The following is a 15,459-nucleotide window of genomic DNA, read 5'->3' as shown; positions in this document are numbered from 1 at the left end:
GCTATCGCTCACCGGCTCCGGGTGGGCGGCCTGCGGCCGGCGGACAGTCGTCCGCTGGCTTCACGAGGAGAGCAATCCCAGGAAAAGTGGGAACCCGTTTTCCGTCCGGGATTGCGGAGTGACCAAGCAATCCCAGTAAAAGTGGGGACCGGTTTTCCGTCTGGGATTTCGTGAATACCAGTGGTCAAAGCCGTTGATTGCTTCCGTTGAAAGGGTGAACGGCGCTAGGATTCGGCCATGATCGCCTCGCTGTACACCACCATCGGCCCGGCCTCCTGGCTCATCCTCGGCGTCTGCCTGATCGCCGTCGAGGTGCTGATCCCCGGCCTTTATTTCCTGTGGTTCGGACTGGCCGCGCTTGCCGTTGGCATCGCGGCCTTGCTCGTTGCGATCGGTTGGCCGCTGCAGATCGTCGCGTTTCTGGCAGTGTCGTGCGTGTCGGTGCTGATCGGCCGCCTCGCGGCTCGGCGCGGCGCGAACAGGGCCGGGAAGGGCGCCTGAAGCTCGCGCCCGGACCTCAGCTTTCAATGTCGGCGGGCCCTTCCGACGGCGGATAGGGCGGCGTCGCGATGGCCAGGTGCGCCTGACGCAGTGCTGTGGACCACTGTTCGCGCAGATTGTGGAAGTAGGGCTCGTCGGCCTCGATGCGCAGGTTCCGGTCAGCGTGCAACGTGTCGCGGCGCATGGTCAGGATGTCGATGGGAAGCCCGACGCCGAGATTGGAGCGCATGGTGGAATCCATCGAGATCAGGCCGAGCTTGAGCGCGTCGAGCAGGTCCGTGTCGTAGGTCACCGCGCGGTCCAGGATCGGCTTTCCATATTTGTGCTCGCCGATCTGCAGGTAGGGTGTGTCCTCGGTGGTCTCGATGAAGTTCCCCGCCCGATAGACCATGAACAGGCGCAGGCGGCCGTCGCCGATCTGACCGCCGAGCAGGATGGAGACATCGAAGCCGGACGCGCTCAGCTCGAGGGATGGGCCGTCCACGTCGCGCACCCGGCGCACCGCGTTGCCGACGAACTGAGCCGTCTTGAACATGGACGGCATGTCCATGATTGTCTGCACCGCTCCGGTCTCCGGATCCTCGATTCCCTCGCTGAGATAGCTCAGTACGGCCTGGGTGACGGCCAGGTTGCCTGCGGCGGCCAGCGCCACGACGCGCTCGCCCGGGTTCTCGAAGATGTGTAGCTTGCGATAGGTGGCGATGTTGTCGAGGCCGGCATTGGTGCGCGTGTCGGCGATCATCACCAGGCCGCCGCGCACCAGAATTCCGCAACAGTACGTCATGTCCCAAGCCCCAAATCCACCCGCCGGCGCAGCAGACTAGCACTGCGTCCCGATTCGCAACGGGCTGTCGTCGCGCCCCGGTGCGGTCTCGCTGTGGATGGATGCCGGACCGGACGCGCCGGCATGTTTGGCCGGGCCGGCGTCGCAATCAAGCGCCGATTGCGCTAGCTGGTGAGATCTTACTGGATGCCGCCGCCGGCCGGATTGCGCGAAGACACGGAAACCGCCACGTCCAGCGTCTCGGAGGTGCCGCCGTAGCGGGTGCCGCGGACCGGAGCGGCGCCCAGATAGTCGAGCCCAGTGGCCACGCGCACGTGCGCCTCGGTCGCGGCGATGCCGTGCGCCGGGTCGAAGCCGACCCAGCCGAGGTCCGGCACGAAGGCCTCCACCCAGGCATGACCGGCTTCCTGCTCGTTCTGTCCGTCGGATCGCAGCAGGTAGCCGCCGACATAGCGGCAGGGCACGTCGACGCTGCGCGCGGCGGTCAGGAAAACATGCGCCAGGTCCTGGCAGACGCCGTGACCTTCCTCGAAGGCGGTAGCTGCCGGTGTCGCCACGCTGGTTGCCCTGGTGTCGAAGCGGATGTGCTGGTGGACGGCGGCATTGAGCCGGTGAAGCGCATCGAGGGATGTGCCGTCGCTCGCGGCCATCGTGTCGCGCGCGAACGTGCACAGGTCGGGCGTCGGCTCGGTGAGCGGCGTGTCGCGCAGATAGATGCCCAGCGGCAGCCTGTCGATCGCGCCGTTGATGACGCCGTGCGTTTCCTCGGTCTCCACCTCGCCGGCCGCGGTCACCGTCAGCTCCTCGACCGGCCCCTCGGCGGTGAAGGTGTGAACGATGTTGCCGAACGGATCCTCGCTCTTCTGCAGGCGGGCGTCGGAGGAAACCTCGATGCGCCAGTCGCTGACGAACTGCCCCGCATGGCCACGCGGCGTCAGCCGAAGGATCTGGATCACCAGCGTTGCCGGCGTGTCGTAGCGGTAGTGGGTCTCGTGACTGATCTTGATCCGCATCGCCGCTGCCTCAGGTCAGGTACTGGTCGGCGATTGCCGCGCCGAGCCGGTTGTTTTCGGCGATGATCGACAGCAGGAACTCGTGCAGCCCCTCGGCGAAGACGGCATCGACATCGGCATTCTGCAGGCGGGCGAAGGTGGCCCGGGCGATCCGCTGGCTCGGTCCCTGCTGGCCATAATCGCGGGCGATCTCGTCCAGAAACCGGGTGAGGTTTTCGCTGCAGCCCGCCAGCGAACGCGGCATCTCCCGGCGCAGGATCAGGAGATCGGCCACCAGCCACGGCCGCAGGTTCTGGCGGTAGACCCAGTGATAGGCGGTCAGGGCGGAGACCGAGCGGAGGATCGACGACCACTGGAAATAGTCGAGGCTGCCGCCCACCGGCTCACCTTCCGGCAAGAGCACGTGGTACTTCACGTCGAGAATGCGCGCGGTGGCGTCGGCGCGTTCCAGGAAGCTGCCCAACCGGGTGAAGTAGTAGGCGTCGTTGCGTAGCATCGTGCGGTAGGCACTGCCGTCAAAGCGCAGCGAGGCCTCCTTCACGAAGCTCAGGAGTTCGTTGAGGCGCGGCCGGGTCATGCCTTCCGAACGGAACTGGCGCAGCTCCAGCCAGGCGCTGTTGATCGAATCCCACATTTCTGCGGTCAGCGCGGTGCGCACGGCGCGGGCGTTTGAGCGGGCCACCTCGATGCAGGTGCGGATGCTGGCGGGGTTGTCCGGCGAGAAGGCCAGGAAGTCGATCACCGCCTGGTGGCTCTCGTCATCGCCGTAGAGCTCGCGGAAGCGGTCGAGCCCGCCGGTGGCGGCAACGGCCGACGTCCATTCGTTCGAGCTGCCGCCATAGCCCGCGGGGAGCGAGGACAGCCGGGCGGCGGCATCCAGGATGCGGGCGGTGTTCTCGGCGCGCTCGACGTAGCGGGCCAGCCAGAAGAGATTGTCTGCGGTACGGGCAAGAAGCATGGGGCCGGATCGATCCTGTCAGCTCTGGCTCTGGCTTTGGCTCTGCGACCTGGCCTGGTCGGAGACCTGGTGCTCCATCGTCGTCACCTCGGCGGTGCTCGACGGGGTGCCGGGTGGCGAGTCTGCCGGGGTCGGATCGTCCAGCACCCAGGTGTCCTTGGTGCCGCCCCCCTGGCTGGAGTTCACCACCAGGGACCCTTCGCGCATCGCGACCCGGGTAAGGCCGCCGGGCACGATGCGAACCTGGTCGGAGCCGGAGAGAACGAAGGGCCTGAGATCGACATGGCGCGGCGCCACGCCGTTGCCGACGAAGGTCGGGCAGGTGGACAGCGCCAGCGTCGGCTGGGCGATGAAGTCCTCCGGCTTGGCCTTCAGCTTGGCGCGGAACGCCTCGATGGTCTCGCTGTCGGCGGCGGGGCCCACCAGCATGCCGTAGCCGCCGGAGCCCGACACTTCCTTCACCACCAGTTCCGGGAGGTGGTCGAGCACGTAGGCCAGCGCCTCCGGCTCCCGGCAGCGCCAGGTCGGCACGTTCTTCAGGATCGGCTCTTCGCCCAGGTAGAAGCGGACGATCTCCGGCATGTAGGTATAGATCGCCTTGTCGTCGGCGACGCCGGTCCCCACCGCGTTGGCGAGCGTCACGTTTCCGGCCCGGTAGGCGGCCATCAGGCCCGGTACGCCGAGCGCGGAATCAGGCCGGAACACCAGCGGGTCGAGGAACTCGTCGTCCAGCCGGCGATAGATCACGTCCACCCGCTTCGGCCCCTGGGTGGTGCGCATGTAGACGATGGAATCGCGCACGAACAGGTCGCGGCCCTCCACCAGCTCCACCCCCAGCCGATCGGCGAGGAAGGTGTGCTCGTAGTAGGCGCTGTTGTACTGGCCGGGGGTCAGCAGCACGACGGTCGGCTCGCCCGGCGCCGATTCAGGGGCCAGCGACTGGAGCGTCAAGAGCAGCTCGTCGGGATAGTTCTCGACCGGCGCGATGCGGTGCTCGGAGAACAGGTCCGGGAAGAGGCGCATCATTACCTCCCGGTTCTCCAGCATGTAGGAGACGCCGGACGGCGTGCGCGCATTGTCCTCCAGGACGTAGAAGGTCTCCGCATCGACCCGCACGATGTCGATGCCGGAAATCGGCACGTAGATGGAGCGCGGCACCTTCACGCCGATCATCTCGGGCCGGAAGTAGGGATTCTGGTAGATCAGGTCCGCCGGAACGATGCCCGCCTTGATGATGTTGGCGGGACCGTAGATGTCGGCGAGAAAGGCGTTGAGCGCCCGGACCCGCTGGGTCAGGCCCTGAGACAGCCGCTGCCACTCGCCCATGGTGAGAACGCGGGGCACCACGTCGAACGGGATGATGCGTTCCTCGGCCTCGGCCTGGCCGTAGACGGCAAAGGTGATGCCGATGCGGCGGAACAGGAGCTCGGCTTCCTGCGAGCGATGCCGCAGCGTCTCCATGTCGTGGTTTTCCAGCCATGCCTTGACCAGGTCGTAGGCCGGTCGGCAGTCGTGGCCGGCGATGGTCATCTCGTCGAAAGGGGTGGCCATGCAATCTCCGGACGCGCGAACACTCAGGCGATTAGATCGGACGCCGGACGGTGACGCAACCCGATGGCCGATCTTGTGGGCAATTCGCCCGGATCGGCTGGTCTGCCTGAATTTTGGGCAGCCGGTGCGGCCTCAGTCCATCAGCTTCAGTGCGCGGAAGCTGGCATGGCCCTGGCGGCCGACGATGATGTGGTCGTGGATGGTGATGCCGAGTGGCGCGGCGATGTCGATGATCTGCCGCGTCATCTGGATGTCGGCCCGCGATGGCGTCGGGTCCCCTGAGGGGTGGTTGTGGACCAGGATGATCGCGCTGGCGGACAGCTCGAGCGCCCGCTTGACGATCTCGCGGGGATAGACCGGCGTGTGGTCCACCGTGCCGGTCTGCTGCACCTCGTCGGCGATCAGCGCGTTCTTCTTGTCCAGGAACAGGATCTTGAACTGTTCGCGGTCGGCGAAGGCCATGGCGGCGCGGCAGTAGTCGATGACTTCGTTCCAGGAGGACAGCACCGGCTTCTTCGCCACCTGGCCCCGGGCGAAGCGCTGCACCGCCGCGTGCACAAGCTTCAGATCCTGCACGACGCCCGGCCCGACGCCCTCTACCTCGAGAAGCCGCGGGGCAGGGGCGGACAGCACCTCGGCGAATGAGCCGAAGCGCGTGACCAGCCGCTTGGCGATGGGCTTGGTGTCGCGCCGGGGGATGGAGCGGAACAGCAGCAGTTCTAGGAGTTCGTAGTCGGCGAGGCCGTCGGCGCCCGCCTGGACGAACCGGTTGCGCAGGCGCTGGCGGTGGCCTTCGCTGGTGAGGCCGCGACCGGCGTCGGAAAATCCCTCGGCCTTGTCCGGCATCGCGACCTCGCCGCGCCCTAGGTCCGCGCCGCCAGGTCCGGGTCGTACCCGCCGGGCGAGAGCGTGAAGATCTCGCGGCCCGTCTCGGTGACCCCGACGCTGTGCTCGTACTGGGCCGACAGCGACCGGTCGCGGGTCACGGCGGTCCATCCGTCCGACAGGATCTTCACGTGCGGCCGGCCGAGATTCACCATCGGCTCGATGGTGAAGATCATGCCGGGCTGCAGCGCGATGCCCTCGCCAGGACGGCCGTAGTGAAGGATGTTCGGCGCGTCGTGGAAGAGCTGGCCGACACCGTGGCCGCAGAAATCGCGCACCACGGAACAGCGTTCGCTTTCCACGTAGGCCTGGATCGCGGCGCCGATGTCGCCGGTGGTGGCACCGGGCTTCACGACCTCGAGACCGCGCAGCAACGCTTTGTAGGTCACCTCCATCAGGCGCTCGGCGGCCCGCTTCACCTGGCCGACGGCGTACATGCGGCTGGAATCGCCGTACCAGCCATCGACGATGTAGGTGACGTCGATGTTGACGATGTCGCCCTCGCGCAGCGGCTTGGAGCCGGGGATGCCGTGGCAGACGACGTGGTTGATGGAGGTGCAGGTCGACTTGCGGTAGCCGCGATAATAGAGCGTCGCCGGCAGCGCATCGCGCTCCATGCCGAAGGCATAGACGAACGCGTCGATCTCGTCGGTCGTCACGCCCGGTTTCACGATCTCGTTGAGCCGGTCGAGGCACTCGGCAGTGACCTGGCTTGCCTTGCGCATGCCGGCGAAGCCGTCGGCATCGTAGAGGCGGATCTGGCCGGTGTTCTTCAGCGGTGCCTGGGCGGCATCCACATATTCGATCATTCGGGGCTCCGTGGCGATCGGGCGCTCGAGGGTTTGGTCTGCTTGCTGCTTACATAGCAGGTCGAGGCACCAATTTCAGCGTCTGCAATTCCTGCGCGATTTCGTCCGGTTTTGCGCGCCTGGATTGGGTGTGTTCGGACTCAGGCGAACGGGATGCGGTCGGCGAGCCGGATCTCGTCTTCGCTGAGCGTGCAGCGATAGATCAGCGCCTCGACGCCTTCCCTTCGGGCTCTGTCGAAGGCGGCGCCGTAGGCCGGATCGATGTCGGCGGCGAAGGCAAACCGGTCGCAGTCGCTTCGCTGCACGACATAGAGCATCACCGCCCGGTGTCCTGCCGCCACCATGGTTGCCAGGTCGTCGAGATGCCGCGCCCCGCGCGCCGTGACGCTGTCGGGAAACTCCGCCAGCCCGGCCGTCCGCATCAGGTGGACGTTCTTGACCTCCACGTAGCAGGGCGCGCGTTCCCCGCCTTCCAGCAGGAAGTCGACGCGGCTCTTCGCGCCATAGCGCACCTCTCGCCGGAGCGTGGCGTAGCCGGCCAGTTCCGGGATCGCGCCTTCGGCCAGCGCTTCGGCGACGATGCGGTTGGGATGGATGGTGTTGATGCCCACCAGGCCGCCATCGGCGCGCACCAGTTCCAGCGTGTGCGGCAGCTTGCGCTTGGCGCTGTCGGAAACCGACAGCCACACATCGCTGCCTTCCGCGTCGAGGCCGGTCATCGCGCCCGGATTGGGACAATGGACCGTCAACACCGAGCCGTCCGCCAGCGCGACGTCGGCGAGGAAACGCTTGTAGCGGCGGATCAGCGTTGCCGGGACGAGGGGAGCGGGAAGTTTCATGGGCGCGGCAGAAACCAGGCTGAAAGGGGGGCGCTTCGGAGCGGAGCCTCCCCTATAGCGGAGCCGGGCGCCGGGGCGCACCCCTCGCTCGCTGCGCCTCATCGCTTTCGACAGATCGTTCGATCGCCGAGGCGTGGGGGCGAACCTTCGGGCGGCGGGGGGCGGCGTGGCGCACGCAAGTCTTTGCCGGCCGGCAACTATTTTCATGCGCCGACTTTGTATCTGCCGAAAAGACGGGCACTGCGGCGGCGATGAGGCGAAGCATCGGATGACGAAAAGAGCACGCAGCGAAAGATGAGGCCGCCGGACTGCAGACAAAAAAAGAGCAAGGCTTTCGCCTTGCTGCTTTAGTTCCGCGTCCGTCCCTCCGAGCGCTTCAGCCGACTAGTGTCGACCGTGCGCGGCAGCAGCGTGGTACTGCGCCAGAGGGTCTTCCTCCCAAGACTCAGACCGCGAAGCCTTCGGCATCGATGCTTTCGCCGATGCCATGCGTTATTCCGTCACCATAACAACTGGAATTCGGGCTGTCATCATTTTGTGCAATAGCCGCCCAACTTTTTTGCGTATGCATGCTTTCGCCCGGTTTGCCGGGCCGGAATGCGGCGATCCGCCACGCACCCGCGCTGCAATGTCGTCACGTCCGCGACGTGATCGCGGGGTGCCGTTCCGGCATGCGCACTGAGCCCTTGTCATTTGTCCCCGGGAGCGGTTCACTCCGCCCCTTCCTTGCCGGTCCTGCCACGAAAGACCCGTTCTCCATGCGCCTCTCTCGCTATTTTCTGCCCATTCTGAAGGAAACGCCCAAGGAGGCGGAGATCGTCTCGCACCGGCTGATGCTGCGGGCGGGCATGATTCGCCAGCAGTCGGCGGGCATCTACTCCTGGCTGCCGTTCGGCTACGCGGTGCTGCGCAAGATCGAGCAGATCGTGCGCGAGGAGCAGAACCGCGCCGGCGCCCAGGAAGTCCTGATGCCGACGATCCAGTCGGCCGACCTCTGGATGGAATCGGGACGTTACGACGATTACGGGCAGGAGATGCTGCGCATCCAGGATCGCCACGAGCGGCAGATGCTGTTCGGGCCGACCAACGAGGAGATGATCACCGACATTTTCCGTTCCTACGTGCGCAGCTACCGTGAGCTGCCGCTGAACCTCTACCACATCCAGTGGAAGTTCCGGGACGAGGTGCGGCCCCGCTTCGGCGTCATGCGCGGGCGCGAGTTCCTGATGAAGGATGCCTACTCGTTCGACATCGATCAGGAGAGCGCGCGCAAGGCCTACAACCGCATGTTCGTGGCCTATCTGCGCACCTTCCGGCGCATGGGCCTGACGGCCATCCCGATGCGCGCCGAGACCGGCCCGATCGGCGGAGATCTCTCCCACGAGTTCATCATTCTCGCGTCCACGGGCGAGAGCGCGGTCTACTGCGACAAGGACCTGCTCGACCTGCCGATCCCACCGGCGGACACGGATTTCGACGCCGACCTGAGCCCCGTGGTCGATGCGTGGACGGGCAAGTATGCCGCCACCGACGACATGCACGACGAGGCCGCCTTCGACGCGATCCCGGAAGACCGGCGGGTCGCCGCGCGCGGCATCGAGATCGGCCACATCTTCTATTTCGGCACCAAATATTCCGACGCCATGGGCGCCAAGGTTGCCGGACCGGACGGGGTGGAGAAGCCGGTTCACATGGGCTCCTACGGCGTGGGCGTCTCCCGCCTCGTCGGTGCCATCATCGAGGCGAGCCACGACGATGCCGGCATCGTCTGGCCCGACGCGCTGAGCCCGTTCGACGTGGGCCTCATCAATCTGAAGCCCGGCGACCAGGCCACCGACGTCGCCTGCGAAGGCCTCTACGCGCGGCTGGAGGCCGCCGGGGCCAGCGTGCTGTACGACGATGTCGACCAGCGTGCCGGCGCCAAGTTCGCGGCGATGGACCTGATCGGTCTGCCGTGGCAGCTCATCGTCGGCCCGCGCGGCCTTGCCAACGACGAGGTCGAGCTGAAGCGGCGTGCCACCGGCGAGCGCGAGACCATGTCGCTGGACGCGGCGGTGAACCGGCTGGTCGAGGCTTGCTGTGGCTGACACCGCCGCGGCAGGCCATCCCGATACCAGCGGCAGCGTCGGTGCCTTCTCCGCCCTGGAGTGGGTGATCGCCGGGCGCTACCTGCGCTCGCGCAGGCGCGACACCTTCATTTCGGTGATCGCCGGCTTCTCCTTCCTCGGCATCATGCTGGGCGTCGCCACGCTGATCATCGTCATGGCGGTGATGAACGGGTTCCGCAACGAGCTCTTCACCAAGATCCTCGGCGTCAACGGCCACTTCCTGGTGCAGCCGATCGGCAGCGATCTCACCGACTACGTGCCCGTCGCTCAGCGCATCGACGGGGTCGACGGGGTGCGGCTCGCCATGCCGTTCGTGGAGGGGCAGGCGCTGGTCTCCGGGCCGGCCAATGCCACCGGTGCGCTGGTGCGCGGCATCGCCAAGCCGCAGCTCGACCGGCTCGGTCTCGTCTCCGACAACATCCTCGTTGGCGATCTCGCGGCTTACGGCGAGGGCAGGGGAGTGGTGATCGGCTCCCGGCTGGCCAGCAGCCTCGGCGTCACGGTGGGCGATTCCATCCAGCTCATTACGCCGAAGGGCACGGTCACCCCGTTCGGCGTCACCCCGCGCAGCCAGAGCTATCCGGTGGAGGCGATCTTTGAGATCGGCATGTCGGAATATGACAGCTCGATCATCTATATGCCGCTCGTGGAAGCCCAGTACTTCTTCAACATGGAAGGCCAGGTGACGGCGATCGAAGTGTTCGTCGACGACCCGGACGCCGTCGATTCCCTGCGCGATCCCATCACCGTTGCGGCGGAACGGCAGGTCTACCTGATCGACTGGCGCCAGCGGAACACGACCTTCTTCTCCGCGCTGGAGGTGGAGCGGAACGTCATGTTCCTCATCCTCACCCTGATCGTGCTCGTTGCGGCGCTGAACATCATCTCCGGCCTGACCATGCTGGTGAAGGACAAGGCCCGCGACATCGCCATCATGCGCACCATGGGCGCCACGCGCGGCACCGTGCTGCGGGTCTTCATCCTGGCGGGCCTTTCCATCGGCACCGTCGGCACCCTGGCGGGGCTCGGGCTTGGCACGCTCGTCTGCATGAACGTGGAGGAGATCCGTCAGGCGATCTCCTGGGTGACCCGCACCGAGCTGTTCTCGCCGGAGCTCTATTTCCTCAGTCAGCTCCCGGCTGACATGGACACGGGCGAAACGACGTCCGTTGTCGTCATGGCGCTGGTGCTGTCGTTCCTGGCGACGCTCTATCCCGCCTGGAAGGCGGCCGCGGTCGACCCCGTCGACGCGTTGCGCGGCGAGTGAGTGTGACGATGACCGACACCGTTCCGGCCCTGGCCCTTGAGGGCGTCGAGCGCAGCTACCGCGAGGGCGAGAGTCGGCTGGACGTCCTGCGCGGCGTCGACCTCGTGCTGAACCCGGGTGAACTGGTCGCCCTGGTGGCGCCGTCGGGGGCGGGCAAGTCGACGCTCCTGCACATTGCAGCCCTTCTGGAGCAGGCCGATACCGGCACTGTCGCCATCGCCGGGGTGGACACCACCGGGCTGGGCGACGCCGCCCGCACCGAGCTTCGCCGCTCGTCCATCGGCATGATCTACCAGTTCCATCACCTGCTGCCGGACTTCACCGCGCTGGAGAACGTGACCCTGCCGATGCGGCTTGCCGGCGTCGGCAAGCGCGAGGCCGAAGCCGCGGCGCGTGCGCTCCTCGACGAACTCGGGGTCGAGCCACGCGTCAGCCACCGTCCCGGCGAGCTCTCCGGTGGAGAGCGCCAGCGGGTTGCCATTGCCCGGGCGGTGGCCAACCGGCCCGCCGTCCTGCTCGCCGACGAGCCCACCGGCAATCTCGACCCGGCCACGGCCGAGCACGTTTTCGCCGCCTTCGTCCGGCTGGCCCGCTCGACCGGACTGGCCGCCCTCGTGGCAACCCACAACCACGACCTCGCCGCCCGCATGGACCGCCGCGTCACGCTGGTGAACGGCCATTGCGAAGAGATGTGAGTCGCGGTATCGCGCGCCTCCGGTGGATGAGAACATTTCGGAAACACAATTTTAACGGTGCCGGACAGGGACTTGTCCCGGGCGGTTGACGATGAGAACGGAAGCGGAACATAGTTGAGCCAGAACAAAGGCGGAACGGGGCGGCGCACACAAGGGCCGGCCCGCCAAGAAGGAGGCTCTCATGGTTCGCTTCGTCTACGACCTCACCACCCTCGTCGCGATCACCCTCTTCGGCGGCACCATGCTGGTCTGGCTCAACGCACTCTCGCAGTTCGGCTGAGGCCCACCCGCCGCCGGGCGAGCGCGGCACATCGTTCCCAAGCGGGGTGCGAAGGCAAACGCTCCGGGCCAATGACTGCGCGATCCCCGCGCCATCACCGATCCTATCCCCCGATCTTTGAGGCCAGGCTGTCGACGGATGCCCCCGTCGGCGGCACACTTGGAGGACGCCGGTGCCGGGTACGCCCCTGCTGCCCGGCCATCCCAGGCCACGAGGATCCATGAGCACGCCAGTCGCCGGCCCCGGCTTCATTCATCTGAGGGTTCACTCCGCCTTCTCGTTGCTGGAAGGCGCGATCCACCTGAAAGACCTGGTGAAGCTGGCGAAATCCGACGCCCAGCCGGCTCTGGCGGTCACCGATTCAGGCAACCTCTTCGGAGCGCTGGAATTCTCCGAGAAGGCGTCCGGCGATGGTGTTCAGCCGATCGTCGGCTGCCAGCTCGCGGTGGCGTTCGCGGAGGAGGACAACGGCCGCCGGCAGGCCGATTCGGCGCTGCCGACGCTGGTGCTCATCGCCGCGACCGCCGACGGCTACGCCAACCTCGTGAAGCTGGTCAGCCGCTCGCACCTGGAGCCGGTGCCAGGCACCCGGCCGCACGTGCCGGCGGATGCGCTCGCCGAGCACGGCGGCGGCCTGATCTGTCTGTCCGGCGGTGTCGAGGGGCCCGTCGGCCAGGCGATCCTGCGCGGCTCCGAGGCCCTGGCGCGGCGCCGCTTCGACTGGCTGGCGCAGACCTTCGGCGACCGCTTCTACTGCGAACTGCAGCGCCACAACCTGCCGGACGAGGCGACCTGCGAGCCGGTGTTCGTCAACTTCGCCTACGACGCCGGCGTGCCGCTGGTCGCCACCAACGAGGTCTTCTTCAAGACCCGCGACGACTTCGAGGCCCACGACGCGCTGATCTGCATCGCGGAAGGCCGCCGGCTCAACGAGGACGACCGCCGCCAGCTGACGCCCGAGCACTACTTCAAGAGCCGGGCGGAGATGACGGAGCTCTTCTCCGACCTGCCGGAGGCGCTGGCGTCCACCGTCGAGATCGCGCAGCGCTGTCATTACCGGCCGCTGAAGCACAAGCCGATCCTGCCGCGCTTTGCCACCGGCGACGGCGTCGATGCCGCGGAGGCCGAGGCGGCCGAGGCGCGCGCGCTGCGGGAAAAGGCCGAGGCCGGCCTTGCCGCGCGACTTGCCGCGCATGGCCCCGCGCCCGGCATGAGCGAGGACGACTACACGAAGCGTCTCGCCTACGAGCTCGACATCATCGAGCGGATGCGCTTCCCCGGCTACTTCCTCATCGTTGCCGACTTCATCCAGTGGGGGAAGGCCCAGGAGATCCCGGTGGGGCCGGGGCGCGGCTCCGGCGCGGGCTCGCTGGTCGCCTATTCGCTGACCATCACCGACCTCGATCCGCTGCGCTTCGGGCTGCTCTTCGAGCGCTTCCTCAATCCCGAACGCGTCTCGATGCCGGACTTCGACATCGACTTCTGCCAGGATCGGCGCGAGGAGGTCATCGCCTACGTCCAGTCCAAGTACGGCCACGACCAGGTCGGCCAGATCATCACCTTCGGATCGCTCCAGGCGCGCGCCGTGCTGCGCGATGTCGGCCGGGTGCTGGAGCTGCCCTACGGCCAGGTGGACAAGCTCTGCAAGCTGGTGCCGGCCAACCCCGCCAACCCGGTCACGCTGAAGGAGGCAGTGGACGGCGAGCCGCGCCTGCAGGAGGCGCGCGACGAGGAACCCGTCATCGCCACGCTGCTGCGGATGGCGATGAAGCTCGAAGGCCTCTACCGCCACGCCTCCACCCATGCCGCCGGCATAGTCATCGGCGACCGCCGGCTCGACGAGCTGGTCCCCATGTACCGGGACCCGCGCTCTGACATGCCCGTCACCCAGTTCAACATGAAATGGGTGGAACAGGCCGGCCTGGTGAAGTTCGACTTCCTCGGCCTGAAGACGCTGACGGTCATCGACACGGCGGTAGATCTCATCGCCCAGCGCGGCATCGAGATCGACCTGGAAGCCCTGCCGCTCGACGACGCGCCCACCTACGAGATGCTGGCGCGCGGCGAGACGGTGGGCGTGTTCCAGCTGGAAAGCGCCGGCATGCGCAAGGCGCTGATCGGCATGCGGCCCGACCGCTTCGAGGACCTGATCGCCATCGTGGCGCTCTACCGTCCTGGCCCGATGGACAACATCCCCAGCTACAACCGCCGCAAGCACGGCGAGGAGGAGCCCGACTATCTGCACCCGCTTCTGGAGCCGATCCTGAAGGAGACGTTCGGCATCATCATCTACCAGGAGCAGGTGATGCAGATCGCTCAGGTGCTGTCCGGCTACACGCTCGGCGACGCCGACCTTCTGCGCCGCGCCATGGGCAAGAAGATCAAGGCGGAGATGGACGTCCAGCGCGAGCGCTTCGTCGACGGGGCGGTGGCGCAGGGCGTCAAGAAGTCCGATGCCTCGACGATCTTCGACCTCGTCGCCAAGTTCGCCAACTACGGCTTCAACAAGTCACACGCCGCCGCCTACGCGCTGGTCGCCTACCAGACGGCCTGGCTCAAGGCGAACTACCCCGTCGAGTTCCTGGCGGCGACCATGACGCTCGACATGGGCAACACCGACAAGCTGTCCGACTTCCGCCGCGAGGCGATGCGGCTGGAAATCCCGGTGCTGCCGCCGTCGGTGAACTCCTCGGAGGCGAAGTTCTCGGTGAAGGATGGCGCCATCGTCTACGCGCTGAACGCCATCAAGGGGGCAGGGCGGCCGGTCGTCGATCACGTCGTGGCGCTGCGCACCGAGCGGCCTTTCCGCGACATCACCGACTTCGCCCACCGCATCAACCCGAAGATCGCCAACAAGCGCGGCCTGGAATGTCTCGTGGCGGCGGGGGCCTTCGACGAGTTGGAGCGCAACCGGGCGCGGCTGATGGAGGGGCTCGACCGGGTGCTGGGCATTGCCCAGCGTAACGCCGAGGGCATCGCCTCCGGCCAGAACGACTTCTTCGGCGGCGAGCCGCAGCCGGTGGAACTGCCCGACATCCTCGCCTGGGCACCGGCGGAGACGCTGCAGCGCGAGTACGCGGCCATCGGCTTCTATCTCTCCGCCCATCCGCTGGACGATTACCGCCAGGTGCTGGAGCGGATGCGGGTCCAGATGTGGTCGAGCTTCGTGGAATCGGTGAAGCGCGGCGCCACCGCCGGCCGTCTCGTCGGCACCGTCACCCAGCGCCAGGAGCGGCGCACCCGCTCCGGCAACCGCATGGGCATCGTCCGCATGTCGGATCCGACCGGCCAGTACGAGGCGGTGATCTTCTCCGATGGTCTCGCCCAGTATCGCGACCTGCTGGAGCCCGGCCAGTCGGTGATCCTGATGGTCCACGCGGAAGAACGGGAGGAGGGCGTCTCCGCCCGCATCCAGACGGTGGAACCGCTCGACGAGGCCGCGCTGCGTCTGAAGCGGTCGCTTCGGGTGTTCCTGCGCGATCCGGCTCCGCTCGACAGCCTCGCCCGGCATCTTCCGAAGAAAGGCGACGCCGACGTCTCGCTGGTGCTGCTGGTGGACGGCGGCAAGCAGGAGGTGGAGGTTCGGCTGCCCGGCCGCTATCAGGTCACGCCCCCAGTCGCGAGCGCCCTCAAGCAGCTCCCCGGCGTGGTGCAGGTGGAGTTCGCCTGACCAAGCAAAGCCAGGAAAAGTGCTCTTGCGGTTTTCCGTCCGGCTTTGCGATCAAAAAGAATCCCCCTCGCGCCGAGTTCGCTACCGCTCACCGGCTCC

General features: G+C 67.0%; 12 protein-coding genes. 5 read left to right on the top strand and 7 right to left on the bottom strand.

The window, feature by feature from the left end; translation table 11 throughout:
* The first annotated feature begins 237 nt into the window (after positions 1-237).
* Positions 238-501 carry an NfeD family protein gene (locus C507_RS21060; protein WP_018699707.1) on the top strand — a complete coding sequence of 88 codons (264 nt, stop codon included), beginning with the start codon at positions 238-240 and terminating at the stop codon, positions 499-501.
* 16 nt (positions 502-517) lie between these two features.
* Here the strand turns inward: C507_RS21060 and C507_RS0110770 are convergent, their stop codons facing one another.
* The 7 genes from C507_RS0110770 to sfsA all read right to left on the bottom strand — a co-directional run bounded on the left by C507_RS0110770 (position 518) and on the right by sfsA (position 7,340).
* Positions 518-1,285, bottom strand: coding sequence for a proteasome-type protease (locus tag C507_RS0110770; protein WP_026319007.1), 768 nt, complete (start codon positions 1,283-1,285; stop codon positions 518-520).
* A 179-nt stretch (positions 1,286-1,464) separates the two neighbouring features.
* Positions 1,465-2,298, bottom strand: coding sequence for a transglutaminase family protein (locus C507_RS0110765; RefSeq protein ID WP_018699705.1), 834 nt, complete (start codon positions 2,296-2,298; stop codon positions 1,465-1,467).
* Between the two features lie 10 nt (positions 2,299-2,308).
* Positions 2,309-3,256: an alpha-E domain-containing protein gene (locus C507_RS0110760; RefSeq protein ID WP_018699704.1), complete on the bottom strand. Its 948-nt coding sequence runs from the start codon at positions 3,254-3,256 to the stop codon at positions 2,309-2,311.
* 18 nt (positions 3,257-3,274) lie between these two features.
* Positions 3,275-4,807, bottom strand: coding sequence for a circularly permuted type 2 ATP-grasp protein (locus C507_RS21055; RefSeq protein WP_018699703.1), 1,533 nt, complete (start codon positions 4,805-4,807; stop codon positions 3,275-3,277).
* Between the two features lie 132 nt (positions 4,808-4,939).
* Entirely contained in the window at positions 4,940-5,653 is a 714-nt protein-coding gene (gene radC / locus C507_RS0110750) for a RadC family protein (protein WP_018699702.1), read from the bottom strand.
* Positions 5,654-5,670: 17 nt separating this feature from the next.
* Positions 5,671-6,501, bottom strand: a complete 831-nt coding sequence (map, locus tag C507_RS0110745; RefSeq protein ID WP_018699701.1) for a type I methionyl aminopeptidase — start codon at positions 6,499-6,501, stop codon at positions 5,671-5,673.
* Between the two features lie 140 nt (positions 6,502-6,641).
* Complete coding sequence (gene sfsA, locus C507_RS0110740; protein ID WP_018699700.1) at positions 6,642-7,340, bottom strand: DNA/RNA nuclease SfsA; 699 nt, start codon at positions 7,338-7,340, stop codon at positions 6,642-6,644.
* A gap of 758 nt (positions 7,341-8,098) precedes the next feature.
* Here sfsA and proS point away from each other — a divergent pair.
* The 4 genes from proS (at position 8,099) to dnaE (ending at position 15,360) form a co-directional block, all read left to right on the top strand.
* Complete coding sequence (gene proS, locus C507_RS0110735; RefSeq protein WP_018699699.1) at positions 8,099-9,427, top strand: proline--tRNA ligase; 1,329 nt, start codon at positions 8,099-8,101, stop codon at positions 9,425-9,427.
* The gene (locus C507_RS0110730) at positions 9,420-10,715 is read left to right on the top strand and encodes a lipoprotein-releasing ABC transporter permease subunit (protein ID WP_018699698.1); all 1,296 of its coding nucleotides are present in this window, start codon (positions 9,420-9,422) and stop codon (positions 10,713-10,715) included. Before proS ends, C507_RS0110730 begins: the two co-directional genes overlap by 8 nt.
* Before the next feature lie 8 nt (positions 10,716-10,723).
* Positions 10,724-11,410 carry an ABC transporter ATP-binding protein gene (locus C507_RS0110725; RefSeq protein ID WP_018699697.1) on the top strand — a complete coding sequence of 229 codons (687 nt, stop codon included), beginning with the start codon at positions 10,724-10,726 and terminating at the stop codon, positions 11,408-11,410.
* A 500-nt stretch (positions 11,411-11,910) separates the two neighbouring features.
* Positions 11,911-15,360: a DNA polymerase III subunit alpha gene (dnaE, locus tag C507_RS0110715; protein WP_018699695.1), complete on the top strand. Its 3,450-nt coding sequence runs from the start codon at positions 11,911-11,913 to the stop codon at positions 15,358-15,360.
* The last annotated feature ends 99 nt before the right edge of the window (positions 15,361-15,459 follow it).

Source organism: Amorphus coralli DSM 19760, assembly GCF_000374525.1.
GTDB classification, from domain to species: Bacteria; Pseudomonadota; Alphaproteobacteria; order Rhizobiales; family Amorphaceae; genus Amorphus; species Amorphus coralli.
This window is presented reverse-complemented; position numbering and strand designations above follow the sequence as displayed.

Bases quoted from the DNA above. Each gene is read 5' to 3' on its own strand.
- C507_RS21060 (WP_018699707.1), top strand. From the start codon at position 238: ATGATCGCCTCGCTGTACACCACCATCGGCCCGGCCTCCTGGCTCATC.
- C507_RS0110770 (WP_026319007.1), bottom strand. From the start codon at position 1,285: ATGACGTACTGTTGCGGAATTCTGGTGCGCGGCGGCCTGGTGATGATC.
- C507_RS0110765 (WP_018699705.1), bottom strand. From the start codon at position 2,298: ATGCGGATCAAGATCAGTCACGAGACCCACTACCGCTACGACACGCCG.
- C507_RS0110760 (WP_018699704.1), bottom strand. From the start codon at position 3,256: ATGCTTCTTGCCCGTACCGCAGACAATCTCTTCTGGCTGGCCCGCTAC.
- C507_RS21055 (WP_018699703.1), bottom strand. From the start codon at position 4,807: ATGGCCACCCCTTTCGACGAGATGACCATCGCCGGCCACGACTGCCGA.
- radC (WP_018699702.1), bottom strand. From the start codon at position 5,653: ATGCCGGACAAGGCCGAGGGATTTTCCGACGCCGGTCGCGGCCTCACC.
- map (WP_018699701.1), bottom strand. From the start codon at position 6,501: ATGATCGAATATGTGGATGCCGCCCAGGCACCGCTGAAGAACACCGGC.
- sfsA (WP_018699700.1), bottom strand. From the start codon at position 7,340: ATGAAACTTCCCGCTCCCCTCGTCCCGGCAACGCTGATCCGCCGCTAC.
- proS (WP_018699699.1), top strand. From the start codon at position 8,099: ATGCGCCTCTCTCGCTATTTTCTGCCCATTCTGAAGGAAACGCCCAAG.
- C507_RS0110725 (WP_018699697.1), top strand. From the start codon at position 10,724: ATGACCGACACCGTTCCGGCCCTGGCCCTTGAGGGCGTCGAGCGCAGC.
- dnaE (WP_018699695.1), top strand. From the start codon at position 11,911: ATGAGCACGCCAGTCGCCGGCCCCGGCTTCATTCATCTGAGGGTTCAC.